The sequence below is a fragment of the Parasphingorhabdus sp. DH2-15 genome, from assembly GCF_051668705.1.
Lineage (GTDB): Bacteria > Pseudomonadota > Alphaproteobacteria > Sphingomonadales > Sphingomonadaceae > Alterisphingorhabdus.
In genome coordinates this window covers 2,550,218-2,575,283 of record NZ_CP196351.1, presented here as the reverse complement: position 1 = coordinate 2,575,283, position 25,066 = coordinate 2,550,218, and the positions used below count along the sequence as shown (strand labels likewise).

Here is a 25,066-nt window from a genome sequence, read left to right as displayed (position 1 = left end):
TATCGCAATCATTCGCCGCAGCCGTGACTCGTTTTGCCTTATTGCCCTTATAAAAAGGGTTATCTTTCAAAGAGTCCGGCCTGACCTTGTTCAGGCTTGCTGGCAGGTGGGGTTAAACCCAGATGCTGCCACCCACGGTCATTAAGCTGGCGACCACGCGCTGTTCTAGCGATCAGTCCCAGTTGGATAAGATAAGGCTCAATAACATCCTCAATGGTATCGCGCGGCTCTGACAGGCCAGCGGCCAGCGTTTCGACACCCACCGGGCCACCTTTATAAATATCGGCAATCATGGTGAGATAACGCCTGTCCATTGCATCCAGCCCCAGACCATCGACCTCCAGCCGGGTCAGTGCTGCATCCGCTGCCTTGGCATCGACAGTGGCTGCACCTGCGACATTGGCAAAGTCACGCACACGGCGCAGCAAACGGCCTGCAACACGCGGCGTACCACGTGCACGGCGGGCAATCTCGCGTGCGCCATCACTGGCGATACCCAGATCGAGCAAACGCGCCCCGCGTGAGACGACCAGTTCCAGCTCATCCACCGTGTAGAAATTGAGCCGCACCGGAATGCCGAACCGGTCACGCAAGGGCGTGGTCAGCAATCCCTGCCGCGTGGTTGCGCCGATTAGGGTGAAGGCTGGCAGATCAATACGCACCGAGCGGGCCGATGGGCCTTCACCAATAATCAGATCGAGCGCACGGTCTTCCATAGCCGGATAGAGCACTTCCTCGACCAGCGGGTTGAGCCTGTGAATCTCGTCGATGAAGAGAACATCGCCCTCTTCCAAATTGGTCAGTAGCGCGGCCAAGTCGCCCGATTTGGCGATCACTGGCCCGGAAGTGGCGCGAAATCCAACCCCCATTTCACGCGCAACAATTTGCGCCAATGTTGTTTTGCCAAGCCCTGGCGGCCCGAAAAACAGCACATGGTCAAGCGCTTCACTGCGGGTTTTTGCAGCCTGCACAAAGACGCGCAAATTGGCCCGTGCGGCCTCTTGCCCGATAAATTCATCCAGCGTCTTGGGACGCAAAGCCGCATCGGCATCTTCAGGCGCACGGTCAGCGGATATCAGACGATCTTCAGGCGTACTCATATCATCGGCCAACCTTCTTCAGCGCCAATTTTATCAGCGCATTGGCATCGGCGTCTTCGCCCAATTCGCCCTCGGCCAAGGCCACGGCGCGCGCCGCTTCCACTGGCTTAAAGCCTAAATTGCTGAGCGCAGATACAGCGTCGCTATTGGCGCTGCCCACGGGGGATGGCGATAGCCCTGCCGCAACCGATGGACCCAGATCAATGCCTGCTACTTTGTCCTTCAGCTCATTGATAATGCGCTTGGCCAGCTTTGGGCCAACACCATTGGCCCGTGTCACTTGTGTCGTGTCGCCTTGAGCAATGGCGCGGCTCAGCTCTTCAGGGGTCAATGCTGTCTGGATAGCCAGTGCAACTTTGCCGCCAACACCCTGAACGCTGGTCAACATGCGAAAGCCATCGCGTTCACTGGCGCTGGCAAAGCCGATCAGGCGCATATCATTCTCGCTAACCTGCATCTCGGTGTGGATAGTCACACTCTCTCCGCGCGCGCCAAGGCCGGACAGTGTTCGTGCAGAGGCGTGGACAAGATAGCCCACACCGCTAACATCAATAATGGCGGTGTCAGCGCTCACATCATCCAATTTGCCAGTAAGTTTTGCGATCATAGTGACAATCTATAGCGGATTATTTCGGCCATACCAGTGATCGCAATGGCTTACCCACGGACCAGCAAATGGCCCAGCCCTTCACTGGTTAGAAAATCCGTTGCTCCGGCCAGAGAGGGCGCGACATAGACAGGCACATTCTGCGCAGCGATATCTGTAAGAGCGGTTGCATTTTCTGCCAGCTCGGCACGATTTTCGACATCGCGAATAATGACCGCCAAAATACGGCCGGGATGCTGCGCAATCGCTTGGCAATAGATTGTTATGTCATGCTGAGCGCTATCGCCAATCAACACAAATTGCATATCGGGATAGGCGGCGAGTGTCTTGTTGATTGCTGTAGATTTATGCTCGACCGTACGGTGAAAGCGTTTTTTGCGCCGACTGATATGAAAGCGGGTCAGGAACATAGGGCCGGCTGGCAGGCCGTTGAGATGCTTAAAAAGCGCCAACATGGGATATAGGTTCCATGGACTGGTGGAGACATAGAAAAATGGGCGCACAGGCTGGGCAGCCGATCCGGCAAGCGCGCGGTAGAGTTTTACAGCGCCCGGCACGGTCAAGCGCTCTTCGGCCGTTTCGATCAGCACACGGCGCCAGTTCCGCAGAAAATTGGTTGTACCGGTTTCCAAAATTGTATCATCAATGTCAGAGATAACGCCTACCGCCACGGCTTCGCCCGGGGCGATGATGGGTATCTCGACAGAAACCAGCGTGCCATTGGGGGCTTTGGCGTTCAGTGTTATCGCTTCCCAGTCAGTATTTGGTGGCAGGGCTGCATTGCTGGGCACGCGCATCTTAATATGCCCGTCATCATCGCTTTTTATGGCGATATGGCGGCCATCCATTTCCACATAAGCAGCAATGTTGGACAGCTCTTCAGTGTTGTAAAGTGCCATCATGGCGCGCATGCGTGACCATGTGCTGGCACCGGGTCTGGGTAATGCCTTTTCTGCCAATACCCGCGCACGTATATGCACGGCATTTTCGCTGCGATGACCGGTATAGCCAATCAGCTGGATTGCCGCGTCTGTTGCAAGTGCCTTATATTGGCTGCGTTTGCGCCATTTTGCCCAGCCTTGCTTTTCAGCCATGATGGGCATGGGTGATGGCAACGGCCAATGCGTCGGCTGCATCTGCGCCCGCTATCTTCGCACCGGGCAACAGGATGTTTAGCATCGCCTGTATCTGCTTCTTATCGGCGTTGCCGACACCGACGACCGATTTCTTGACTGATCGCGCAGAATATTCGCCGACCTCAATACCTGTGCGCGAGGCACCGAGAAGCACCACACCGCGTGCTTGCCCCAATTTCAGAGTTGATTGCGGATTGCTGTTCACAAAAACCTCTTCGACCGCAGCGGCATCCGGTTTGTGCTCGAGCAACACATCGGTCAGCTCCAGGTCGAGCTGGAGCAAGCGGCTGGCCAGCGGCATTTTGGCATCGGTTTTGATTTGGCCATTGGCGATATGCGATAAGCGGTTGCCCGATTTCGCGATCACGCCCCAGCCAGTGGTGCCAAGGCCCGGGTCAAGACCCAGAATGATCATAAGACAATGCTGGTCCCTATGGCCTTTTTCATGACAATTTGTGCTGGCCTTAGCCCAGTTTTTCCATCACATCATCGGGAATATCATAATTGCCCCAGATGGTTTGTACATCGTCATCATCATCCAGAACATCGATCAGTTTCAGCAATGTGCCAGCGTCTTTTTCATCCATTTCAACGCGCACATGCGGGCGCCATGCCAGCTTAACATTTTCTGCTTCGCCCAATGCTTTTTCCAAAGCGCTGGCCACTTCGTGCAGATCATCCATGCTGGTCCAAATGTCATGCCCGTCTTCAGACGACTCAATATCTTCTGCGCCGGCTTCCATTGCAGCTTCCAAAATGGTCTCTTCATCGCCAGCGCTGGCCGGATAGGACACCAGACCGAGCCGGTCAAAACCATGGCTGACAGAACCAGAAGCGCCCATATTTCCGCCGTTTTTGCTGAAAGCAGTGCGTACACTGGTTACGGTGCGATTGCGGTTGTCAGTTAATGTCTCAACGATGAGCGATACGCCGCCCGGGCCAAAACCTTCATAGCGGATTTCTTCATATTCATCGCCTTCATTGGCCGATGCTTTATCAATGGCCCGCTGGATATTATCCTTGGGCATGGACTGCGCTTTGGCGGCATTCACGGCAACACGCAGACGCGGATTCATATCAGGGTCGGGCATACCCATTTTCGCTGCGACAGTGATTTCGCGGCTTAATTTGGAAAACAGATTAGAACGCTTTTTGTCTTGCGCGCCCTTGCGGTGCATGATGTTTTTAAATTTGGAATGGCCTGCCATGGTTCTTCTGACTTTTTCGATAAATTAAAGGTGTTGGCACCGCTACTAGCGTCAAATCGGCAACATCGCAATCGACTGATGCACAATTCCGCTAACGATCCATGTTACGCCGATATTATGGGCATGATAGCAAATTGCTGCGATCACAGCGCTTTAGATTGCACCAGATACAATGCGCGTAAATGACGCAAGCGCGAGTATATATGACCATTGCGTAGAAGGCCAAAACCCTATTGCTATAAAGGATTATGCCCGTTCGACCAGAACAGCGGTGCCGCTGGCAGAAACCATGAGCATCGATCCGCTCTGGCCGACAACCTCATAGTCCAGATCAACACCAATAACAGCATTTGCGCCCATATCTGCTGCGCGTTCCTGCATCTCGGCCAGTGCTTCCCCGCGCGCACGCTCCAGCACATTTTCATAAGCGCCGGAGCGGCCGCCCACCATATCGCGGATATTGGCGAACAGATCGCGGAACATATTCGCGCCGACAATCACCTCGCCAGTCACGATATTCAGATATTCCTTGATGACATAGCCCTCAAGTGACGGTGTCGTGCTGATGATCATCTTTTTGTACATTGCTATGCCTCCCTCTCAAAGAAACTTTATAACGATCAGGAGTGCATAGCAGATTATGCGAGACCAAGTGCAGATTTATAAGTATCCAAAATGGCTTCCATTTCCTGACGGTCATGCGTCTCCATTTTGCGCAGACGGACAATTTGCCGCATGATTTTTGGGTCATAGCCCATGGCCTTTGCCTCGGCATAGACATCACGAATATCATCAGCAATGCCCTTTTTCTCTTCTTCCAGACGCTCAACGCGCTCAATAAAAAGCCGTAACTGGTCGGCTGCTACATTGCCCTCGGTCATATATACTCCATCATGATTGGCTGTGCCTGTGGTCAGGTTCTTGGCTGCTATAGGTGTCTGTCAGTGATTCTCACAATGCCCTATATATGGCTTTCCCCAACCATGTAGGATTTGCCATAAAACCTATGCTCGTGACGGCAGAGAGTAAAAATATTGCGATTTGCAAAACTGTGCGTTGCCTTTGCACCTGAAAATTTGTCATATGCATGTCAAAGCAATGCTTTAACGCGCATCACACAAGACAATTGGGGACATATTTTATGGCGGCGACGAAACAGCGTGCGGGGCACCGTGCGCGCAAGGTCAAAATTTTGGCAACATTGGGTCCGGCCAGCCATTCTCCAGATATGATAGAGGCCCTGTTCCGCAGCGGTGCCGATGCGTTTCGCGTTAATATGAGCCATGGTGAACATGACACCCATGCCAAAACTATAGAAGCGATCCGCAAAATCGAAAAAAAGGTCAAACGACCGATCACCATATTGTGCGATCTGCAAGGCCCAAAATTGCGAGTTGGCCAGTTTAAGGGCGGTGAAGCGCTTATTCGCCATGGCAGCCATTTTACGCTTGATCGTGACGAGACGCTGGGCGATGAAAACCGTGTCTTCCTGCCGCATCCAGAGCTTTTTGGCATATTGGAAAAGGGCGACCGTTTGCTGGTTGATGATGGCAAATTGCGTTTGCGTGTCCTGAAGGCCGAAAAAGACAGTATTCTGACCAGTGCCGAGGTTGGTGGGCGTATTTCGGATCGTAAGGGCGTGAACGTGCCCGATGCTGTTGTGCCTTTGGCGGCGCTCACCAAAAAAGATCGCGCGGATTTAAGTTTTGCTCTTGAACATGGCGCAGACTGGATTGCGCTGAGCTTTGTGCAGCGTCCTGAAGATGTTGCAGAGGCACGGCGATTAATTGGTGGCAAGGCAGCTTTGATTTCCAAGATTGAAAAGCCCAGCGCCGTTGACCGGTTGGAAGAGATATTGGAACTGTCTGACGCTGTGATGGTTGCCCGTGGTGATCTGGGTGTTGAGATGGCGCCTGAAGAAGTGCCGCCCATGCAGAAGAATATTGTCGCTGCTGCGCGCCGTTCCGGTAAGCCGGTGGTGGTTGCGACACAGATGCTGGAATCGATGATTTCATCACCCACACCAACCCGCGCAGAGGTCTCTGATGTGGCCACGGCGGTCTATGATGGTGCGGATGCTGTTATGCTGTCTGCAGAAACAGCGGCTGGTGACTGGCCGGTTGAGGCTGTGTCGATCATGGACCGCATCGCCATTCAGGTAGAAAATGATCCTGGCTATGGCGCGCGGGTGCATTTTACCGAGACATTGCCCGATGAAACAACGGCAGATGCTTTGGCTGCAGCATCGGCGAGTATTGCGCAGACTGTGACAGTGTCATCCATTGTCTGCTTCACTATGTCCGGCTCAACGGCGCGGCGAGTCACGCGAGAGCGTCCTTCTGTGCCTGTATTGGTGCTCACCCCCTCTATAGAAACGGGCCGACGCATTGGCTTGCTATGGGGTGCGCACCCTGTGGTGACCAAAGATATTGGCAGCTTTGAAGAAATGGTGGCCAAGGGTAAGCGCATGGCTTTGCGTTACAGCTTTGGCGGTGCGGGTGACCGGTGCATCATCATGGCCGGTGTGCCCTTTGGTACGCCAGGCTCTACCAATGTTGTCCATATTGTGCGCCTGAGCGGTGACGAGCTTGATGGGTATGACAGCTAAAACCAAGGGCTTGGACACGCCTTAGACCGCAGCGCGGTGAGTTATTCTCTTTTATAGCGCAATATAGCTGCTAATGTTAGAGCAAATGCTCACGTCTATTCTCTCTGTACGCACATTGCTGCTGTCAATCTTCATGCTGATGATCGGCAGTGGATTTCTCTCGACATTGATCGCGGTGCGGCTGGAAGGTCAAGGGGTGCCGGCTCTGCTAATCGGGCTGGCAGCGACCAGCTATTTTTCCGGTTTGATGTTGGGGTCTATGCGGCTAGATGTTGTGATTGGCCAGATAGGGCATATCCGCGCCTTTGCTGCTTTTGTAACCATATATTCCGCATCCAGTCTGACCTATGCCATTGCGGATAATCTGGCGGTATGGATTGTGCTGCGCTTTATTGACGGGTGCGCCATGGCGGGTGTGTATGTCTGCCTGGAAAGCTGGTTAAACCGTGAGGCAACGCCCACCAATCGCAGCGCTATTTTGTCTATATACATGATCGCACTATATACTGGACAAGCATCGGGGCAATTTCTGCTCAATCTAGGAGCGAATGCACCCAATTTGCCCTTCATGGTCTCGGCAATAATTTTATCCGTCGCTTTGTTGCCCATGCTGCTCACAAAGCTGGAGCAGCCGGTTATAGAGCAATCCACGCCGTTAGGGTTGCGCAAACTTTATGCAGTGTCGCCTTTGGGCATTGCTGGCACTTTGGCAACTGGGGGCATGTTGGGCGCTTTTTATGCGGTTGGCTCTGTCTATGTCCAACAGATTGGTATGCCCCTATCACAAGTGGCGTTGTTTAACGCCTGTGTGATTGGCGGCGGGGTGGCTTTGCAATATCCGCTAGGCATGTTGTCTGATCGTTATGATCGGCGTCGGGTCATCATCACTTGCTTCTTTATCGTCGCGCTGATCAGCAGCATCATCGCTTTTGTTGCTCTGTCCGCCACGCTGACCATCGCATTTGGCGGCTTGTTTGGCGGTTTTTCCTTCGCGCTATATCCACTATGCGTCGCCCACTTGAACGATCATATTGCTGAGGAGGAACGTATTGGCGCTAGTAGTGGGCTGGTGTTGACCTATTCGGTTGGTGCCATAGCTGGTCCGATTATCGGTTCAACTGGGCTTAGCATATTCGGTCCGCCGGGATTGTTTATCATGATCGGTGCGATTGCGCTGCTATGCGGCTTGTTCGGCATTATACGTGTGATAGCGCGCGCCCCGGTCCCAGCAGGTGATCAACAAAGTTTTCAGAGCCTGCCGCGCACCACGCCCATGGTTGCGGTGTTAGAGTCGGAAGACGCCCCGGAGCCGCTTTCAGACCGATGAAGCGGCCAACAGACCATAAGCGGCCAAATCTGCGCGCAATGTTACTGCATCAACAAATTGGTGGGCGTGAAACCCGCATGCCCGCGCGCCTTCGACATTGTCCAGGCGGTCATCGATAAAGATTGCGCTTTCTGGAGTGATACCAAAGCGTTCCTCTGCAAGACGATATATTGCCGCGTCAGGTTTCACCAGCTTCTCTGCGCCGGACACAATAATGTCGCTAAACAGGTCAAATATCGGTGCGGTCGGGCGGAACATATCCCAAAATTCGACACCAAAATTTGTGATGCCGTAAAGCGGGACATGCCGCTCATACAATTGCTGGACAATCTCCAGCGCGCCGGGGATGGGCCCGGGAATAGTGTGTAGCCAATTGGGGACATAGGCCTCGATTAAAGCACGCTCTTCTGGCCATTGTGCGATAAGCTCTTCCACCATCGGTGCAAGCTCGCGGCCTTGGTCATGTTGATAATGCCATTCCGGTGTTACGACATGGCTAAGAAACCAGTCTAGCCGAGCGGGATCGTCAATCAGCTTGGCATAAAGATTGCGAATGTCCCATTGATACAGAACATTGCCGACATCAAAAATCACATTGCGTATTGTTGACATGCTGGCTTTTCCCCATTGCATTGCATCTAATGGATATAAGATTAGTACAGGCAATAAAAAACCGCCCGGCAAGGGGCGGTTCTTTTATCATTCCATGTGCGCTGGGCCTAGCCTTGGCGCGCTTTGAAACGACGGTTTGTTTTGTTGATCACATAGGTGCGGCCACGACGACGGATAACGCGGTTATCGCGGTGACGGCCTTTCAGCGATTTCAAAGAATTGCGAATCTTCATGTCTTTGGCCTTTTACAGTCACAAACAGGGCCGTACCGGAAATCGTCCGAGCGCGATTCTGTTTGTCATAAATAGTGAAAGCAGGCAGTTACGGACCGCTTTGGGCAAAGTCAAGCATTTCTGCTGTCGATGACCATGCTATTTTCACAGCTTACGCCTCTTTGCGGTTTGCCAGCTCGCGCTCCCAATTCAACGCATGAGTAACGATCATATCCAGATCGTCCAGTGCGGGTTCCCATTCAAAACGCGCTTTAATCGCACTATTGTCAGAAATCAGCGCGTCAGGGTCGCCCGCACGGCGGCCTTCCAGTTTACGGTTGATGGTCATATTGGTCACGCGGTCTACGGCGTCGAGCACTTCCAGCACGGAATAGCCGCGGCCATAACCACAATTCAGAAAATGGCTTTGCTCTGGCTTGGCGATAAGCTGCTCCAGCGCGATGACATGCGCTGCGGCCAGATCACTGACATGAATATAATCGCGCACACCGGTTCCATCAGGCGTATCAAAATCGGTGCCGAAAACGGCTACGCCATCACGTTTGCCAAGTGCTGCTTCGACCGCTACCTTGATCAAATGGGTTGCGCCAGCGGTCGATTGGCCAGACCGGCCTTGGGGATCTGCCCCTGCCACATTGAAATAACGCAATGCACAAAAATTTATGGGGTGAGCAGCGGCGACATCGCGCAGCATCATCTCGGTCATCAGTTTTGACGTGCCATAAGGGTTGATCGGGCGTTGCGGCGTATCTTCGGTAACTGGGCTTGTCTCTGGAATGCCATAAGTGGCCGCGGTTGAAGAGAAGATGAAATGCGCCACCCCGCCTTTGACCGCGCTCTCAATCAGGCTGCGGCTGCGCACCGTATTGTTATGGTAATATTTTAGCGGGTCGCTAACAGATTCGGGCACCACAACCGATCCGGCAAAATGCATGATCGCGCCAATATTCTGTTCCGCAATAATTTTTGCCAGCAGTTCGGAATCGGCAATGTCACCTTCGTAAAATGGCACATCATCCGGTACAGCCCAGCGAAAGCCAGTGACCAGATTGTCAATAACCGCAACAGGCCGGCCCGCATCTTTCAGCGCCAACACGGCATGGCTGCCAATATATCCTGCCCCGCCAGTGACCAATATGGCCTTATTGTGCATATCATTTTGCATAATGCCGAATGCCTTTTCGTAAATTCTCTGCCTGGCCCTTACCACCATGTTTGGCAAGCTGTGGGCTTTGCTATATACCATAATAGTAAAGTAATTGAGGATGACCAGTATGGCTGCAGGCTTTTTACCAAAAGACAAATCCTGGATAAGTGTTTTGTCGCTTCTCCTTGTGCTTGTTCTTAGCGGATGTGTGACCCCAACAGGGCCGACCGAGGTGCGCCGCTTTCACTCTATTGATAACTCTGCCTCTCTGGCATCGACCCGCATCGCCATCATACCGGCCAATGATGTTGCAGAGCAGATATTGCAGTTTCGCATTTATGCTCAGGCTGTAGAAAATGCGCTAAGAGCGCAAGGCTTTGTGATTGTCGATGCAGCAGATTCTCCGGATCAAATTGCACGGGTAAGCTATAATAGCGAACAGCGCACCGTGGGCAGTGGTCGCGGTCCGGTTAGTGTTGGCGTTGGTGGCGGTACTGGCGGGTTTCGCGGCGGATTAGGCGGCGGTATCGGGTTCAATCTGGGCGGCGGTAGCAGTGAGCGCATATTTACCGAGATGCGCGTATCGATTGAGCAGCAATCCGATGGCCAGAGATTATGGGAAGGGGAGGCGCTGAGCGAAACCAAAAGCGGCAGCCCGGAAGCTGAGCCGCGTCTGATTGCCGCCAAATTGGCCGATGCAATGTTTCTCGACTTTCCGGGTGAATCCGGCGAAAGTTACGAGGTTAAATGACATGATTTCCCTCTGGGTCTAAGATATGAATTCCCAATAGGCTCCAGGCCCCGGCACCAAAGGCTTTATATTATGAAATATAGCGTGATGATTATCGCTTCCCTGCTGTTAAGCGCATGCACAACCAGCTTTGGCGGGCCGCCCCGTAATGCCGCGGTCAATCCATCAGTGGAAGTAACGCGCTTTCATGAGGCAGATCTTTTGGGCAGTATTGGCAAAGGGCCTATTGCCATTGTCGCGGTTGATGACACGCAAAAGGGCAGCGCAGCCTATCGCGCTTTTGAACTGTCCCTGTCGCGTGAACTTGCGCAATTGGGCTATGATGTGGTGACTGATGAAAAAGCGGCGGTGCAGACTGCGCGGCTGGCCTATCGCATCATTGACCCTGCGACGGATAAAGACCCCTTTGTCTCCGCAGGCGGGCCAACAGGCGCTTTTGGTCGCTCGGTTGGCGTTGGCCTGAACATCCCCTTTGGCGGGCCACGCCGCGACGTGCTCACCTATCGCTTGGATGTTCGCCTTTCTGATGCAGTATCACAAACCGCCATTTGGGAAGGACGCGCTATTCAACAGGCGCAAACCGGCACCAGAGGCACCGACCCCGAAATTTTTGCCCCTATTTTGACCCGTGCACTATTTAACGGCTTTCCAGGAACATCGGGTGAGACTATTGCGACCCCATGATTACAGACATTAATACGGCCTTTGATGCCGGCAACATTGCAGTGACCGAAATTTCCGGCAACACCGCACGACTCACCATCAATAAGGACCGCGAGTCCGATTTCTTTCAATGGTTTCATTTCCGTCTGGCCGCAGAACCGGGTGAGGAAATTGTCCTGAACATTGAAGGGCTGAATGAATCGGCCTATCCGCTGGGTTGGCCCGATTATCAAGCGCGGGTGAGTGAAGACCGCGAATATTGGCAGAGCTGCCAGACCAGCTATGACAAAGCCAGCGGTACATTGACCATCCGCTATGCCTCGCTTTCGGGTGTTGCATGGTTTGCTTATTTCGCGCCTTATGCGATGGAGCGCCATCATGATCTGGTTGCGGAAACCGCGCTGTCGCCGGGTGTCAGCTATGAATGTCTGGGCCACAGCCTTGAGGGCCAGCCTATTGACTGTCTGGTCATGGGAGAGGGCGATCTGCCTGTCTGGCTTTATGGGCGTCAACATCCCGGCGAGACACAGGCCGAATGGTGGATGGAGGGCGCGCTGGAAAAGCTGACCGACCCGGCTGACCCGCATGCGCGCTTGCTGCGCCAGAAATGCCGCATCTATGTGGTGCCTAATATGAACCCTGATGGCAGCCGTCGCGGGCATTTGCGCACCAATTTCGCTGGTGTAAACCTGAACCGTGAATGGCATGCACCCACGCCAGAGCGCAGCCCTGAAGTGCTGTGTGTCCGCAACCGCATGGACCAGACCGGCTGTGCCTTTGCCATGGACGTGCATGGCGATGAAGCCATCCCCGCTGCCTTTATCGCGGGTTTTGAGGGGATACCATCATGGACCGAGCGGCAAGGCGCATTATACACTAGCTATCGCGACAGACTCTCTGCGCGCACGCCAGATTTCCAAACCGAACTCGGCTATCCAACCGCAGCGCCCGGCCAGGCCAATATGACCCTGTCCTCCAATCAGGTGACAGAGCGTTTCACGGCCAGCCATGGCTGTGTCGGCATGACGCTGGAAATGCCCTATAAAGACAATCGCGACCTGCCCGACCCAGAACAGGGATGGAGCCCGGAACGCTGCAAAAGACTGGCCGATGATTGCCTGGCCGTATTGGCCGAAATGGTGGACGATTTCAGCGCGCGTTAAAGCTTACGGCATATAAAGCATGGCAATATATCGTCTATGCCGCGCATTATCCCGTCATTATCGTGCGGGAACATCTTGGCGGTATGGATAAGACACGCTAGTCTTTCACTGAATGTGAGGGTCAAATATGCAGTTGTTCAATAAAAAGACGATCGCGCGGCATATTGGCCATGCGGGGGCACCCGATGCTACTAAATTGGCGATCCTTTCCCAATGGGCCGCGAATATCAATTCGGCCCAGATTCACAGCCAAAAAGAAACCGCCTTGGCCGGTGAGTTTAAGCAGAAAATCATGGTGGAGGTGCTGGGCTATGCCCCATCGTCGCAATCTGGCGAATGGAATATTGATGTCGAAACACAGATAGGCGGCGGGCGCGTTGATCTGGCTATCGGCCAGTTTTCCGCCACGCAGCAGACTATTATCGCACCGTTTGAGCTTAAGGGCGCAGACACCAAAAATCTGGATGCTATCATGCCGGGCCGCGCCAAAACCCCGGTGGAGCAGGCATGGGAATATGCCAGTGATAATGTCGGCAGCAAATGGGTGTGTATTTCCAACTATCTGGAAATCCGCCTCTACAGCTATGCCGACGGCAAATTGGCCTATGAATATTTTGATTTACGGCGCTTACCCGAAGCACACGAATATCATCGTTTCATGCTGCTCATGTCTGCTGAAAACCTTTTGGGTGGGCGCACGCATGATCTTTTGGCGCAAAGCAAGCGCGAAGATAAAGACATCACCAATGCGCTCTACGCGGATTATAAGGTGCTGCGCAGTGATCTTATCGGCGCGGTGCAAGCCAACACTATTGACCCGCTGGAAGCCATCGGCATTGGCCAAACCATTTTGGACCGTATCCTGTTCATCGCTTTTGCAGAGGATAATGGCCTTGTCCCTGATAACAGCATCATGGGCGCTTATGAGCATCATGACCCCTATAATCCCAAACCCGTTTGGCAGAATTTTCTGGGCCTGTTCACCGCTATAGATCAGGGCAATGATGCGCTAAACATCCCCAAATATAATGGCGGACTATTCCGCATTAACCCGATTATTCGCGAGTTAGAGATTGCTGACCAAATTTGCGAAGGCTTCAAACGGTTGGCCGAATATGACTTTGCCAGTGAAATATCGGTCACTGTGTTGGGCCATATTTTTGAACAATCCATCGCCGATGTAGAGGCCCTGCAAGCCGAGGCACGCGGCGAAATACCAGCCGAGAAAAAGACCAGCGGCACCAGCGGACGGCGAAAGCGTGACGGCGTTGTTTACACGCCTGATTATGTGGCGCGCTTCATTGTTGACCAGACTTTGGGAACCCATTGCAGAGAGATTTTTGCCCGCTTATTACAACATTATGCCAAAAAGGGCGCACGGCCCGATGATGAGCCCATTGCGTGGAAGAACAAAAGCGATGCCGAACAGAATTTCTGGAACGCCTATCGCGATGCGCTGACGCGTTTGCGCATTGTTGATCCTGCATGCGGCTCGGGCGTGTTTCTTATCATGGCCTTTGATTGGCTGCGCGGTGAAATCACCAAATGCAATTTGGCGCTGGAAACTTTGGGGCAGGCCAGCCTGTACGAACCCGATAGCGAGATTTTGACCAACAATCTGTTTGGCGTTGATGTGAACAGTGAGAGCGTGGAGATTGCCAAGCTTAGCCTATGGATAAAGACCGCCCGGCGCGGCAAGGTGCTCGATAGCCTGGACGAAAATATCAAAGTGGGTGACAGCCTGATAGAGGATGCCAGCTTTGCCTATCGCCAACATGGCTTTGAATGGAAAACCGCCTTTCCTGATATATTTGCCGCTAAAGATGGCGGGCAAGGCGGCTTTGATATCGTATTGGGCAATCCACCCTATGTGCGGCAGGAATTGCTAAGCGATTTGAAACCCTATCTGCAAAAACGCTTTGCCGTCTATCATGGCGTTGCTGATCTTTATGCCTATTTCTTTGAACGCGGTCTGCGCTTGTTAAAACCCGGCGGCCGCATGGGCTATATTAGCAGCAGCACCTTTTTCAAAACCGGTTCCGGCAAACCCTTGCGCAGCTATTTGCGCCAAAAGGCGACGCTGGAAACCGTGGTGGATTTTGGCGATAACCAGATTTTTGAAGGGGTCACCACCTACCCCGCCATTTTGACCATGCGGGCAGAACCACCGGCAAAGGACCATAAGCTGAATTTCTGGACAATTGATGATCTGCCCGCAGATAATTTTGTCAAAACCTATCATGCAAATAGCGAACCCTATCCCCAAAATGCCCTGACAGATGGATCATGGGAGTTGGAAAGCCCTGCCTTACAAAAGCTACGCGCCAAAATTGTGACCGGCAAAAAGACGCTAAAAGACGTTTATGGTTCGCCCTATCGCGGGATATTAACCGGTCGTAACGATGCTTTTGTTATTGATCGCGCCACGCGCGACCGTTTGATTGCCGAAGACCCAAAATCAAGTGAGATATTAAAGCCTTGGCTAGAGGGCAAAGATATTAAGCGCTGGCGCACAGAAAGCCGAGATTTATGGCTAATTTTATTTAAACGCGGTTGGACTATTGACGCATTTGGTGCCGGTGATGAAGATACACAATGGGAAAAATTACAGGAAGAATATCCCGCAATTGCTGCCTATCTCGCTCCACATGCAACGGCTTGTAAGCGGCGTACAGACAAAGGTGACTATTGGTGGGAACTCAGAGCTTGCACATATTATGATTTGTTTGATGGGACTGCTATTTGTTACCCTGAAATTTCACAGGGGGCCAAATTTTCGTTGTCTTCAAAAGGTACGATTCCAAACAAAACAGTCTTTTCACTTTTTTCAGAAGATTTATCATCCTTAGCTTTTCTAAATTCCAACGTCACTTGGTTTTACTTTGGTCATGTTTGTACTGCTCTAAGAGGAGGGCAGTGGCGTCTATTACTTCAATCAATATATGTGTCTAAGTTACCCATTCCCAACGTCACACCCGATCAAAAGGCCGCTCTTGGCACCTTGGCGGAAACCGCGCAAAATTGTGCTGAGAAACGCTATGCACTGCAACACAGCATCACGCGACGTATTGGCGATCTGGCCAATGACCCCGCCGCGGCCAAGCTGAGCACCAAGCTGAAAACATGGTGGCGCCTGCCCGACTTCGCGGCCTTTCAAAAAGAGGTGAAAAAGAGCCTGAAAGCCGATATTCCGGTGAAAGAGCGTAATGACTGGGAAAGCTGGACCGATGAAACCCGCACAGAGATTAACAATCTGACCGCACAGATACAAACCGCCGAAGACCAGATTAACGCCATGGTCTATACGCTGTTTGACCTGACCGATGAGGAAATAGACTTGCTGGAGGCAAATATATGACAGTACTTGATGATGTTGCGCATATGATAGGCTCAATTTCACCAGAGGCCATATGTGACGATTGTATAACGGACAGGCTTGGCCTGACGGTCCGCCAACACGCCAATCATAAAACGCGTATATTGGCCGAAGAGGCAGGTTATATGCGTCAGAAAGACATATGCTCGGTTTGCGATTCAACCAAACTTGTTATCAAAACCGTTTAGGCCTTGACCGCCTTACTTCCGCGCTGGCTTAAAGGCCATGTTAACCATATTGGCCTAGCACACTGTAAATGGAGAGTTAAGGCCAGATGCAGACGCAGATATTGGGATTGTTGACGCCGCTTATGGCGCTGTTTTTTTCAGCGGCCTTTGTGGTGCTCTGGCGGGCAGGGGGGCTTAAGCGTCACGTGCTGGGCTTTGGCATTGCTTATGCTCTGTCAGCCATAGGGTTTTTGCTTACCCACTTTCTTCCCACCGATGCGTTTTACGTTTTTCACCTGACCCAGATATTCTACACCCTTGGTTCGGTCCTCATCATTGCCTCTGTTTGTGATCGTGTCGGGCAAAAACTGCATTTGGGCAGCATGATCTTTGTTTATCTAGGGGCCGCTCTGTTATTGGCTGCGGCTATCGGGCTTTCCAATGATGTCGCGCCGCGATTGGTGATTGTCAATATTGGTTATGGCGTGATTTTTGCCATGGGTGTGACGACATTGCTCACTGCAAACCGCCGCACCGTACTCGACCATTTCATCATCGCCATCATGGCATTTCAAGCAGTGGACTTTCTGGCCAGACCGACATTAACCCTGCTTTTCGAACAGGCAATTCCTGCTGAAGTCTATCGCGATTCCGTCTATTATTCTTTGATCGGGCTTGCGCTGGGCGTGAAAGGGGTGAGCATGGCCCTGGTTCTTATCGCAGCAACAATTGCCGAATGGACCACTGCCTTGCGTGAAAGCGGGGAGCGCGATGCGCTAACCGGCCTGCGCAACCGTGGATCATTTGAAGAGACAATGGGCGATATGCTGCCTGCCGCCCATGCAGAAGGCCGCGCACTCAGCTTGATCGTCGCCGATATCGACCATTTTAAACAGGTGAATGATATTTGGGGGCATCAGGCAGGCGACCAGGCAATATCTGGATTTGGCGAATTGATCGCGAACATTGTGCGCGAATGTGACACGGCCGGCCGTATCGGCGGGGAAGAATTTTGTATCGCGGCGTGGGATTGCAACAATGACGCAGCCCAAGGCTTGGCTGAGCGTGTTCGTCAGGCCTTTGCGGCATTGCGCCATCCGGGTTTGAACGACAATGTCGAGCTGACAGCCAGCTTTGGCGTGGCAACAGCGCGTAATGGAGAGAGCTATATGCAACTCTTCGCCAGAGCTGACGAGGCATTGTATAAAGCGAAAACCAGAGGCAGAGACCGCGTTGAAAATGCCGAGAAGCGCCATTTGGACGACACCAAAGCCCAGCCAGATGCAGAGCTGATTGCGCTGAAGAAGACCGCAACAGGCTAAACAATTTGTGCGAGAAAATGGCGCACTCGGTTAGGTACGACCTCGCACCCGAAGGTTCGCAAGCGCGACTGCGCGCCGACCGCCGGGAGCCCACACCTCTGAGATATGAGCAAAGCAAATTATCGCAAGAGAGAGAAATGGCGCACCCGAGAGGAAAGTGAGTTCGTCAATTTTCTGTTCCTTAAGTCATTGAAAAATATAAACCCTATATAACGTGTGGGACACCCTTGTGGTACAGTTTTGTGGTACACTGGGCTTTATATTACCTCCAAGGATGATACCCAAGTCTTATGTTACGAAGTAGCCAGAATTGATGGGTAAATTGGAACAAGGGTTCTTTGCTCAATAGTTTTGCTCCATGCATTCCAGTCAAAAGAGGAATGTAATGTCTGTAATCGATGAGGCCCGAAAATTCGGGAATGGCGCAAACTTGGTGACCCCTACGGGAGAAGTTGCTCTCTTCAAAATTGCTCCAAAAACCCCATAAAACCGTTGTTCTTTGCCAAGCTGTGTACCGATGTGTGTACTGGTATTATGTACCTCAAACCAATCCAGCTGCAAAGTCTTGATCAGACGGTTTCTGCGTTTTATCTTTAAGATGGATATGTTTGGTGCCAGAAGAAGACTCGAACTTCCACGTCCCGGAGGACGCCAGCACCTGAAGCTGGCGCGTCTACTAATTCCGCCATCTGGGTACGGGTCGAGGCGCCACATAGTGCAACACATTCGTCCTAAACATCACCAATATCCTCATCAAACGTGCGGATTAAATCGATCAATTTATCCGTCACCCGTTCGATAATGCCCTTTCGTTCCATCAGCTTCGGTTTTTCCTTCAGCGCTCCAATAACGGTGTCACGCAGCGGAAGCCGACTTGAATAATGATAGACACCAATCATTTCTTCGAACTTTGCCTTGTCCAACCCTTCTTCTGCACAGAGTACATCGATGGCGGTATCGCGTTCCTTCGACCAATAGGCGTCGAACACCGTGCTCATATCGTCACTCTGGGCCATTTCGGGCATATTCTCACGGATAAACTTCTCTATCAGATCGCGCTTGCTGCGAAGCTGCGGTTCCTTCCCAATCATGTCGAGGACTTCTTGGCGGCGTTGCTCGCTGTTGGCTGCTGGGGCGCCGTTTATTTCCTCTTGTTGGATCTGGCGCAGCAGCTCGAGAATATAGGCGACGTTGATTTCATCGCGCCGAATGAGTTCCAGTTCAAAATCTACTTCGTCAACAATGGACACTGGATCATCTTCTGCAGCGGTCTTCACCTGTTCGCGAATATCGTGATATTTGGACGCATAATCCGCGAACTCCTGTTCGCCCATCGCTAGGTCACCCCATTCAAACTCGACAAAACTTGTGAGCACGTTCTTGATCCGCATCAGATTACGAAATGCCTTAACGAACGCCAATATGGCCTTTTCGTCTTCCAGATTGTTCACGCTGTTCACGGTAGGCGCAATGCCGCGTAACCATGTCACCGCTTCGTTGAATGCCTCGACCTGATTGTCATAGGGTTCGATAAAGATTGTTTCACTGGCATCTTTGTTTGAGAACAACCTTATTGCCTCATCGGTGTTGTCCTTCAGGTTGCGGAAGCAAATGATGTTGCCTTGACTCTTAACCTCATTCAAGATCCGGTTTGTCCGCGAATAAGCCTGCACCAGTCCATGATAGCGCAGATTCTTGTCGACATAGAGGGTGTTGACCATTTTTGCGTCAAACCCGGTCAGGAACATGTTGACGACCAGCAAGATATCCAGTCGGTCAGCGGCCTTCGCGTTTTCCTTCTCTCTGTCCTTGAGCCGCTTACTCAGTGCTTTGTAATAGGTGTAGAAGGCACTGCCATCCTTTGCAGAGTGTTTAGTGCCATAGAGCGCGTTATAGTCCGCAATATAGCTATCCAACTTCTCGCGTTTGTCTTTGCTCTGGCTATCGCTGCCACTGGGTGGGGTAATTTCATCCGGGTCTTCGATCATGCCATTGGCATCATCATCCGCCTCGTTAGCGCCAAAGGTAAAGATCGTCGCAACGCGCAGATCAGTCTCGCCTGCATCGTGCCGCGCCTTAAAGGCATCATAATATTGAATCAGGGCATCGACACTACCCACTGCAAAGATTGCACTGAACTTGCGGTTGTGCGTTTTTCGGTCGTGATTTTGGATGATCCAGTCGGTGACGCTGCCGATCCGATCCGGATTTTCAAAAAACTCTTTTTTGTCGATAGCCGCAACTTGCTCATCGTTGATGAGGTTGCCGTCTTTCCCAACTAGCTTGCCCCAATATTCGACTGAGAATTTGAGGACATTCTGGTCGCGGATCGCGTCGGTGATCACGTAACGGTGTAATCGCTCGCCAAATAGGTCTTTTGTGGTGCGCTTGCCCTTTTCATTTTTAAGTGCATTGTCTTCAAATATCGGAGTGCCGGTAAAGCCGAACATCTGATAGTTTTTGAAGAACTTTGTGATCCGCAAATGTGTGTCACCAAATTGCGATCTATGACATTCATCAAAGATGAACACCACGCGCTTGTCAGCTAGCCCCTCCATTGTTTTGAGATAGCTTGCCTTCGAAATCGCGGTATTCAGTTTCTGAATCGTGGTCACAATCAAGCTGCGTTTGGGGTCGCCAAATTGCTTAACCAAGGCTTTGGTATTGTCAGTCCCGTCGACGCTGCCATCGCTGAAATGGTTGAACTCTTTCGTTGTCTGGTAATCCAGATCAGCACGGTCGACGACGAAAACGACCTTTTCCGTTTCCGGCAGATCCATTAATATCTGCGATGCCTTGAAGCTGGTCAAGGTCTTCCCCGAACCCGTTGTGTGCCAGACATAGCCATTCTTGTCGCTCGTTTTCACCCGGTCAATCAACGCCTCAACCGCATAATATTGATAAGGCCGCAGCACCATGAGGATTTTGTCTGATTGATGCAGCACGGTATATTTGGCGATCATCTTAGAGACATGGCATTTTTCAAGGAACGCATCGGCAAACGCATCAAGCTGGGTGATAATGCTATTATCTTCCTTGGCCCAAAAGAACGTCTGCTTGAAGCTCTGTTTGCGATTGTTGGCGTAATATTTGGTATTCACGCCGTTGGAGATCACGAAAATCTGGACATATTGGAACAAGCCAGTGCCGGACCAAAAACTATGTCGTTGATAACGGTTGATCTGGTTAAACGCTTCTTTCAGCTCCAGTCCGCGCCGTTTCAATTCGATCTGCACCAAGGGCAGACCATTAACAAGAAGCGTCACATCATAGCGGTTTTTGTAGGTCCCGCCGTCCATGCTGATTTGGTTGGTAACCTGATACTGGTTCTGGCACCATTCCGTCTGGTTCATAAATTCGATCCAGATCGTATCGCCATCTTCACGGATTAGAGGAAGGCGGTCCCGCAGCGTCTCCGCCTTGTCAAAAACATTCCCCTTGTCGAGATGATTGAGAATTTTGGCGAACTCGGCATCCGTCAGCGTGACATCATTGTGTTTTTCCAGTTGCGTTTTGAGGTTCGCAAGGAGTTCATCCTCCGTCCGGATGGTAACGCGTTCATAGCCCAACCCGCCGAGGCGTTTGATTAGACTTTCTTCAAGCTGAGCTTCTGATTGGGCCATGGATTTCCGTTCCTATCATTCCTGCTTTAACCAAAGCCGCTAAACAAACATCTGTTGGAGCAGAGCTTTTTTGAACGCAACCATTGCATCCAATCGGGCTACCGCTGCATCGATTTTGGCGTCGATTGCGGAGAGAAAGTTGGAGATTTTTTGCTGTTCATCAAGGTGCGGAATAGTCAAATCTAGTTTCAAAAGATCGCCCTTTTGAATATTTGGAAGCCCAGACCCCACTCGTAGCCGCATAATGCTTGGTTGATTGTGTTTTAGAATTTGAAACAAGAACTTGGAGTTAGCAATGTCAAGAAATGGCTCCAAAGCATAGCAGTGGCCTCCAAGCCAAAAGGCTTGAGTCTGCCAAGCTACATACCCACACGAGTTGCCACCTTCGCTAACCGTTATTGTTTGACCCTCTGAGTTGGTTGATTTTGTGAAACCGGAGGACGACATACCCCCATTTATAACCGGAAACTCATCAGCATCATTTAACGTATCGCGATTTACTTGAACCCCTTTCCGCACAGAACATAGAGATTTGAGACGTTTTCTCTCCCAATCGGGAAATTGAGAACCATCGTCGCGGGTGAAGCGGAGGTCTTGCGAAAAGAGGCGTTGCATCATCCCCTTTTTATAGTCCCGCAAAGCATCCCGCCGCCGCCGAAGCAAAGCGGTCCTTTCATCGATTGCGGTCAAAAAATCGGCAATCTTTTTTTGTTCTCGAAGCGAGGGCACTGGTAGCGTAAATTTGCGCTGAGCAGAGATAGGCACTTGGTCGCGTGTGGATTGCGACATTACCCTCGAATATTGCCTGATGAATGTGCTCGAATTGAAGGCAGCTTGAGCAAACTTCACTTTGTATTTTTCGATATTGAATCTAAAATAGGTTACTGTTGTGCTAAGAATTACGTAGTCTAAATTAGTCTTTAAGATTGCTGTCGGACCCACAGTGGCGTTGTGGGCAAATAGCAAGTCTCCTGTTTTAGCTATTCCCTTTTTGAACCTGGCCGCTCGTTCAGCAGGAAGCCGCTTACATTTGGAAAAGTTTACCCTTCCGTCAACTAAGTCATTTGCTGAAATATAAGGGACTCCTTCGGCAGAAAATTCATCGGTCTTCGGATATAGTTCACCGTGATTGCCGTCCAAGTGACCAACAATGGCACCACCATCAATTAGTGACTGAATTGTGGAATTTCTCCACTCCCCCGAAAATTCAGGAAAGCGCAACGCTGGTTCCATTGCCTTATCCGTCGCCACAGCGCTCATCCCTGCACCAGCTTGAAACTGACCTGATAGCGATAGAAATCGATATTCTGCGTTACGCGCAAGGCACGGCTTAATCGCACATCATCTTCCAGCGCGATGATTACGCCGCGAACGGTTTGATGCGGCTCGGCCAGTTCATCCAGCGCATAGCCCATATAGCGTTGCACTTGCCCGACCACGCTATCGCTGGCCCGGCCTTTTTTCAGCTCCACAACCAGCAGCTCCTTACGGTCTTTGCTGATCGCGAGAATATCCATCCGGCCGGTATCGCACAGGAATTGCTTGCCAATCTGTTCGCCCTCCTCCTCGTAAATATCATATTTGCGGCCCAGCTCTGTTTGATCCCAATTGGCGACCAAAAAATCTTCCAGATGCATTTCAAGCGCAAAGACACTGGGGTCTTCGATCAGTTCGTCCGTGGCGATAATCGAAGGTGCGGCACGCCTACCCATCAGCCGCTCAATTTCCTCGACATGCTTTGCCATATTGCTGACGGTGCCAATCGAACCAGCGGAATTTTGCAGGGCATCGCTGGTTTCGCTGCGGTCAATGGTCTGGTCATACCATTCGACTTTGCGCCGATGGGCCAGTTCTTCACCTTCAACGAAGAAATATCCGCCGGAGATTTCTCCAACATGATATTGACCTTGTCCATCAGGGGTCAGAATGACATCGCCTTTTTTCAGTCCTGCGCAAATGGTCCAAAGCATGCCGCAAGCCAAACCCGACGCGACTTTGCTCTTATCTGGATGGTTTTCGAGATAGATAGGCTTCAGTTTTTTGCTAAAATCGGGGAAGCCCTGTGCAAGATCAGCGGACAGATCAAAGTCAAACCCCCAACCACCGGCTATGTATCCGCCGTTTATGAAATCTTCAACGTAAACGCTCTTTGCACCGGCCATAACCCGGTAATATTGTTTCTCGCTCATACCGGCGCCTCGATGCCGAGTTCTTCACAAAAGCCCGCGATGGTGGCATCAATTTCGACCATCTCTTCGTCGATGGCTTTCAGTTCTGCAATCACTGCGTCGAGATCAATTGGCTCTTCTTCTTCGAATGTATCGACATAACGCGGGATGTTGAGGTTATAGTCATTCTCCGCAATTTCATCATGCGTCGCGACATGGCTATATTTGTCTTCGGCAGTTCGGCCACGATAGGTTGCGACAATTTTCTTAACATCTTCGTCGCGCAAAACATTCTGGTTTTTCACCTTCTCAAAATGCGCACTGGCATCGATGAACAATATGTCATCCGGGTCTTCGCGGCATTTCTTAAATACCAATATGCAGGTTGGAATGGACGTGCCGTAAAATATGTTTGCGGGCAGGCCAATCACGGCATCCAAATAGTTGCGTTCCTCGATCAGGAAACGGCGAATATGTCCCTCTGCCCCACCGCGAAAAAGCACGCCGTGCGGAAGGACGACCGCCATTTGACCGTTTTCATCAAGATGGTGGATCATATGCTGGACAAACGCGAAATCCGCCTTCGAGCCAGGAGCCAGCCGTCCGTAGGCAGAAAAGCGGTCGTCGCTTTCATGCAGCTTGCTGGCGCTCCATTTTGCCGAGAATGGCGGATTGGCAACCACAGCTTCAAACTTCTGACCCTCATGTTGCGGGTGTTCCAGCGTGTCTTCCTGACGCAGATCAAAGCGGCGATAGTGCACATCATGGAGGATCATGTTCATTCGGGCTAGGTTGTAGGTGGTGGGATTTAGCTCCTGACCGCAAAAAGTATAGACCTCATCCACTTCACGGGCCACGCGCAACAATAGTGACCCGGAGCCGCAGGCCGGATCATAAACCGACTTCAATCTATCCTTCCCGGTCGTCACCAGCCGCGCCAATATGGTGGAGACTTGCTGCGGGGTATAAAATTCACCCGCCTTCTTGCCCGCACCGCTGGCAAATTGTGCGATTAGATATTCATAGGCATCCCCCAGAACATCGCTATTCGCATCCTCCAGCCGGAAATCGATCTGGTCGAGGTGCACCAGCACTTTGACGATCAGCTCATTCTTGGCATTCTCGCTTCTTCCCAGCTTGGTGGATGTCAGGTTGAGGTCTTCAAACAGCTTGTCAAAATCATCCTCACTTTCCGTGCCCATCGTGGAATTTTGGATGTTGGTCAGGATCTTGGTTAAATCATCCAGAATAAATGTGCCGGATCCGGCGCTGCCCCGTTTGGTTATTTCGGCAAATAATTCCGACGGCTTGAGGAAATAGCCCAGTTGTGCAACGGCTTCCTCCTGTATGGCTGCAAGCTGACCCTTGCCATCTGCGCTGCTCTCATCAATTTCTAAAAAATCAATGCCATCTTCGGAAAGCAGGCCATTTGCATATAGGTGCATTTTTTCAGAGAGATATTTGTAGAAAATGAAACCCAGAATATAATCTCGAAACTCATCAGCCCCCATTTTTCCGCGAAGTGTATTGGCAATATCCCAAAGTTTTTGTTCGAGTTTCTTCTTCTGTTCGTCGGTCATCTCAAAATTGGCCTCATAGGAATTGAATTTTAGAGTAACCGCCTTTTGTGAAAGCGCCAACTAATTCTGATATTGGCTTGTAGGAATTGATGGACTCTGGCCATGGCGTCACAGCAAGGCAGCGACGTCGTTTTCAATGATCTGAAAAACGACCATAAAATTTGTCTTTCTTGTGCAATTCTCAGCCCTCAAAAAACCGCGTTGCATGTATCTACAAATTTTGTAAATCAAATTTGTAATTAGTCCCAGAAAACCGCCATTTTCTTTCTCAGACC

Annotated in this window: 22 protein-coding genes and 1 tRNA gene; 8 read left to right on the top strand and 15 right to left on the bottom strand. The window is 51.3% G+C overall.

From position 1 onward, the window contains the following. Window positions 1-59 precede the first annotated feature (59 nt). The 7 genes from ruvB to ACR9YC_RS12005 form a co-directional block, all read right to left on the bottom strand. Entirely contained in the window at window positions 60-1,100 is a 1,041-nt protein-coding gene (gene ruvB / locus ACR9YC_RS12035) for a Holliday junction branch migration DNA helicase RuvB (protein ID WP_438727971.1), read from the bottom strand. Between the two features lies 1 nt (window position 1,101). Further along, window positions 1,102-1,707, bottom strand: a complete 606-nt coding sequence (gene ruvA / locus ACR9YC_RS12030; protein WP_438727969.1) for a Holliday junction branch migration protein RuvA — start codon at window positions 1,705-1,707, stop codon at window positions 1,102-1,104. 50 nt (window positions 1,708-1,757) lie between these two features. After that, window positions 1,758-2,843 (bottom strand): phosphatase domain-containing protein, encoded by a 1,086-nt coding sequence (locus ACR9YC_RS12025; RefSeq protein WP_438727967.1) that lies wholly within the window; start codon window positions 2,841-2,843, stop codon window positions 1,758-1,760. Next, window positions 2,794-3,258, bottom strand: coding sequence for a crossover junction endodeoxyribonuclease RuvC (gene ruvC / locus ACR9YC_RS12020; RefSeq protein ID WP_438727965.1), 465 nt, complete (start codon window positions 3,256-3,258; stop codon window positions 2,794-2,796). Before ruvC ends, ACR9YC_RS12025 begins: the two co-directional genes overlap by 50 nt. Before the next feature lie 49 nt (window positions 3,259-3,307). Continuing rightward, a complete protein-coding gene (locus tag ACR9YC_RS12015; RefSeq protein ID WP_438727963.1) occupies window positions 3,308-4,051 on the bottom strand; it encodes a YebC/PmpR family DNA-binding transcriptional regulator in 744 nt (247 codons plus the stop codon). A gap of 246 nt (window positions 4,052-4,297) precedes the next feature. After that, entirely contained in the window at window positions 4,298-4,624 is a 327-nt protein-coding gene (locus ACR9YC_RS12010; protein WP_438731815.1) for a heavy metal-binding domain-containing protein, read from the bottom strand. Between the two features lie 65 nt (window positions 4,625-4,689). Then, complete coding sequence (locus ACR9YC_RS12005) at window positions 4,690-4,932, bottom strand: DUF2312 domain-containing protein (protein WP_438727961.1); 243 nt, start codon at window positions 4,930-4,932, stop codon at window positions 4,690-4,692. Window positions 4,933-5,192: 260 nt separating this feature from the next. Here ACR9YC_RS12005 and pyk point away from each other — a divergent pair, with 260 nt between their 5' ends. Continuing rightward, window positions 5,193-6,659, top strand: a complete 1,467-nt coding sequence (pyk, locus tag ACR9YC_RS12000) for a pyruvate kinase (RefSeq protein ID WP_438727959.1) — start codon at window positions 5,193-5,195, stop codon at window positions 6,657-6,659. A gap of 85 nt (window positions 6,660-6,744) precedes the next feature. Further along, window positions 6,745-7,986 (top strand): MFS transporter, encoded by a 1,242-nt coding sequence (locus tag ACR9YC_RS11995; RefSeq protein WP_438727957.1) that lies wholly within the window; start codon window positions 6,745-6,747, stop codon window positions 7,984-7,986. On the opposite strand, the gene ACR9YC_RS11990 is transcribed toward ACR9YC_RS11995, so the two are convergent. The 3 genes from ACR9YC_RS11990 to galE form a co-directional block, all read right to left on the bottom strand. Further along, on the bottom strand, window positions 7,975-8,598 hold the full coding sequence (locus ACR9YC_RS11990) for an HAD family hydrolase (protein ID WP_438727955.1): 624 nt from the start codon (window positions 8,596-8,598) through the stop codon (window positions 7,975-7,977). The two genes, ACR9YC_RS11995 and ACR9YC_RS11990, sit on opposite strands and share 12 nt — an antisense overlap. 107 nt (window positions 8,599-8,705) lie before the next feature. Next, window positions 8,706-8,831, bottom strand: a complete 126-nt coding sequence (gene ykgO / locus ACR9YC_RS11985) for a type B 50S ribosomal protein L36 (protein WP_004210176.1) — start codon at window positions 8,829-8,831, stop codon at window positions 8,706-8,708. Window positions 8,832-8,982: 151 nt separating this feature from the next. Further along, complete coding sequence (galE, locus tag ACR9YC_RS11980) at window positions 8,983-9,996, bottom strand: UDP-glucose 4-epimerase GalE (protein WP_438727953.1); 1,014 nt, start codon at window positions 9,994-9,996, stop codon at window positions 8,983-8,985. Window positions 9,997-10,150: 154 nt separating this feature from the next. On the opposite strand from galE, the gene ACR9YC_RS11975 reads away from it, so the two are divergent. The 6 genes from ACR9YC_RS11975 to ACR9YC_RS11950 all read left to right on the top strand — a co-directional run bounded on the left by ACR9YC_RS11975 (window position 10,151) and on the right by ACR9YC_RS11950 (window position 17,420). Beyond that, window positions 10,151-10,729, top strand: coding sequence for a DUF4136 domain-containing protein (locus tag ACR9YC_RS11975; RefSeq protein ID WP_438727951.1), 579 nt, complete (start codon window positions 10,151-10,153; stop codon window positions 10,727-10,729). Between the two features lie 72 nt (window positions 10,730-10,801). After that, a complete protein-coding gene (locus ACR9YC_RS11970; protein WP_438727949.1) occupies window positions 10,802-11,413 on the top strand; it encodes a hypothetical protein in 612 nt (203 codons plus the stop codon). Continuing rightward, window positions 11,410-12,555 carry a M14 family metallopeptidase gene (locus tag ACR9YC_RS11965; protein WP_438727947.1) on the top strand — a complete coding sequence of 382 codons (1,146 nt, stop codon included), beginning with the start codon at window positions 11,410-11,412 and terminating at the stop codon, window positions 12,553-12,555. The genes ACR9YC_RS11970 and ACR9YC_RS11965 overlap by 4 nt, the downstream gene beginning before the upstream one ends. Before the next feature lie 127 nt (window positions 12,556-12,682). Then, window positions 12,683-15,913, top strand: coding sequence for an Eco57I restriction-modification methylase domain-containing protein (locus ACR9YC_RS11960; protein ID WP_438727945.1), 3,231 nt, complete (start codon window positions 12,683-12,685; stop codon window positions 15,911-15,913). Next, entirely contained in the window at window positions 15,910-16,119 is a 210-nt protein-coding gene (locus ACR9YC_RS11955) for a hypothetical protein (RefSeq protein WP_438727943.1), read from the top strand. Before ACR9YC_RS11960 ends, ACR9YC_RS11955 begins: the two co-directional genes overlap by 4 nt. A gap of 86 nt (window positions 16,120-16,205) precedes the next feature. After that, complete coding sequence (locus tag ACR9YC_RS11950; RefSeq protein ID WP_438727941.1) at window positions 16,206-17,420, top strand: diguanylate cyclase; 1,215 nt, start codon at window positions 16,206-16,208, stop codon at window positions 17,418-17,420. A 613-nt stretch (window positions 17,421-18,033) separates the two neighbouring features. Here ACR9YC_RS11950 and ACR9YC_RS11945 read toward each other — a convergent pair. The 5 genes from ACR9YC_RS11945 to ACR9YC_RS11925 form a co-directional block, all read right to left on the bottom strand. Continuing rightward, window positions 18,034-18,115 (bottom strand) — tRNA-Leu (locus ACR9YC_RS11945). A 36-nt stretch (window positions 18,116-18,151) separates the two neighbouring features. Then, window positions 18,152-21,043, bottom strand: coding sequence for a type I restriction endonuclease subunit R (locus tag ACR9YC_RS11940; protein WP_438727939.1), 2,892 nt, complete (start codon window positions 21,041-21,043; stop codon window positions 18,152-18,154). A gap of 39 nt (window positions 21,044-21,082) precedes the next feature. After that, the gene (locus ACR9YC_RS11935) at window positions 21,083-22,294 is read right to left on the bottom strand and encodes a restriction endonuclease subunit S (protein ID WP_438727937.1); all 1,212 of its coding nucleotides are present in this window, start codon (window positions 22,292-22,294) and stop codon (window positions 21,083-21,085) included. A 5-nt stretch (window positions 22,295-22,299) separates the two neighbouring features. Further along, complete coding sequence (locus ACR9YC_RS11930; protein ID WP_438727935.1) at window positions 22,300-23,232, bottom strand: endonuclease NucS domain-containing protein; 933 nt, start codon at window positions 23,230-23,232, stop codon at window positions 22,300-22,302. Next, window positions 23,229-24,791, bottom strand: a complete 1,563-nt coding sequence (locus tag ACR9YC_RS11925) for a type I restriction-modification system subunit M (protein WP_438727933.1) — start codon at window positions 24,789-24,791, stop codon at window positions 23,229-23,231. The genes ACR9YC_RS11930 and ACR9YC_RS11925 overlap by 4 nt, the downstream gene beginning before the upstream one ends. Window positions 24,792-25,066 lie beyond the last annotated feature (275 nt).

Bases quoted from the DNA above. Each gene is read 5' to 3' on its own strand.
- ACR9YC_RS11990 (WP_438727955.1), bottom strand. From the start codon at position 8,598: ATGTCAACAATACGCAATGTGATTTTTGATGTCGGCAATGTTCTGTAT.
- ACR9YC_RS12025 (WP_438727967.1), bottom strand. From the start codon at position 2,843: ATGCAGCCGACGCATTGGCCGTTGCCATCACCCATGCCCATCATGGCT.
- ACR9YC_RS11995 (WP_438727957.1), top strand. From the start codon at position 6,745: ATGCTCACGTCTATTCTCTCTGTACGCACATTGCTGCTGTCAATCTTC.
- ykgO (WP_004210176.1), bottom strand. From the start codon at position 8,831: ATGAAGATTCGCAATTCTTTGAAATCGCTGAAAGGCCGTCACCGCGAT.
- ruvB (WP_438727971.1), bottom strand. From the start codon at position 1,100: ATGAGTACGCCTGAAGATCGTCTGATATCCGCTGACCGTGCGCCTGAA.
- ruvC (WP_438727965.1), bottom strand. From the start codon at position 3,258: ATGATCATTCTGGGTCTTGACCCGGGCCTTGGCACCACTGGCTGGGGC.
- ACR9YC_RS12010 (WP_438731815.1), bottom strand. From the start codon at position 4,624: ATGATCATCAGCACGACACCGTCACTTGAGGGCTATGTCATCAAGGAA.
- pyk (WP_438727959.1), top strand. From the start codon at position 5,193: ATGGCGGCGACGAAACAGCGTGCGGGGCACCGTGCGCGCAAGGTCAAA.
- ruvA (WP_438727969.1), bottom strand. From the start codon at position 1,707: ATGATCGCAAAACTTACTGGCAAATTGGATGATGTGAGCGCTGACACC.
- ACR9YC_RS11925 (WP_438727933.1), bottom strand. From the start codon at position 24,791: ATGACCGACGAACAGAAGAAGAAACTCGAACAAAAACTTTGGGATATT.
- galE (WP_438727953.1), bottom strand. From the start codon at position 9,996: ATGCAAAATGATATGCACAATAAGGCCATATTGGTCACTGGCGGGGCA.
- ACR9YC_RS11960 (WP_438727945.1), top strand. From the start codon at position 12,683: ATGCAGTTGTTCAATAAAAAGACGATCGCGCGGCATATTGGCCATGCG.
- ACR9YC_RS12005 (WP_438727961.1), bottom strand. From the start codon at position 4,932: ATGACCGAGGGCAATGTAGCAGCCGACCAGTTACGGCTTTTTATTGAG.
- ACR9YC_RS11955 (WP_438727943.1), top strand. From the start codon at position 15,910: ATGACAGTACTTGATGATGTTGCGCATATGATAGGCTCAATTTCACCA.
- ACR9YC_RS11940 (WP_438727939.1), bottom strand. From the start codon at position 21,043: ATGGCCCAATCAGAAGCTCAGCTTGAAGAAAGTCTAATCAAACGCCTC.
- ACR9YC_RS11965 (WP_438727947.1), top strand. From the start codon at position 11,410: ATGATTACAGACATTAATACGGCCTTTGATGCCGGCAACATTGCAGTG.
- ACR9YC_RS11930 (WP_438727935.1), bottom strand. From the start codon at position 23,232: ATGAGCGAGAAACAATATTACCGGGTTATGGCCGGTGCAAAGAGCGTT.
- ACR9YC_RS11950 (WP_438727941.1), top strand. From the start codon at position 16,206: ATGCAGACGCAGATATTGGGATTGTTGACGCCGCTTATGGCGCTGTTT.
- ACR9YC_RS11970 (WP_438727949.1), top strand. From the start codon at position 10,802: ATGAAATATAGCGTGATGATTATCGCTTCCCTGCTGTTAAGCGCATGC.
- ACR9YC_RS12015 (WP_438727963.1), bottom strand. From the start codon at position 4,051: ATGGCAGGCCATTCCAAATTTAAAAACATCATGCACCGCAAGGGCGCG.